At 55.5% G+C, this 757-nt stretch carries 1 protein-coding gene; it reads right to left on the reverse strand.

Translation table 11 applies throughout. The annotated features are described in order from the left end of the window. Positions 1-757, reverse strand: a 757-nt coding sequence (locus tag HBO05_RS29030) for an immunoglobulin-like domain-containing protein (RefSeq protein WP_346343173.1), incomplete at both ends; no start/stop codon positions are given.

Here is a 757-nt window from a genome sequence, read left to right on the forward strand (position 1 = left end):
CCGCTCGACTTGTCCACACCGATGGTGATGACCTGGTTGTTATCCAGAGTCACAGTCACAGGGCTGGTGATGTTGGTTACCGGCGCACCGTTCTTATCCACCAAGGTGGCGGTGTAGACGATCTGGCCGCCTTCACCGACAGTTTTGGTCGCGGTCAGCACCACATCGACCTTGTCGATGGTGTCGTTGATGGTAGTAGTCGCGCCATCGCCAGCAACCACGAGTTTCTCGAAGTTGCCACCGTCAGTGCCGGTGATCTGGACGGTCTGGGTGCTCTTATCGATGAACACGTCATCGCCTGGAGCATCCACTGTCACGGTGCCGACAGTTTCGCCAGCCTTGATGGTGATGGTTTGTTTGTTATCGAGGGTCAAGGTGACGTCAGTGTCAGCCTTGTTGCTCAAGGTGGCGGTGTAGGTGATTTTTCCACCTTCACTCACTTCCGACGGAGCAGTCAGCGTCACAGTCGTGGTGTTATCGGTACCTGGGGTATCAGTGACAGTCGTGGTGACCTTGTCAGTGCCCGGAACCAGATTTTCAAAATGATCGCCACCGGCGACTTCTTTAATGCCGGTAGTAACGGTTTGATCACCTTTGTAGACGTCGTCCGGCGCTACAACCGAAACAGTCCCGCTCGACTTGTCCACACCGATGGTGATGACCTGGTTGTTATCCAGGGTGATGGTCAGCGGACCAGTGGTGTTAGTGACGGGGGCGCCGTTTTTATCCACAAGGGTGGCGGTGTAGACGATCTGGC

It is taken from the genome of Pseudomonas sp. WS 5079 (assembly GCF_012985465.1).
Lineage (GTDB): Bacteria > Pseudomonadota > Gammaproteobacteria > Pseudomonadales > Pseudomonadaceae > Aquipseudomonas.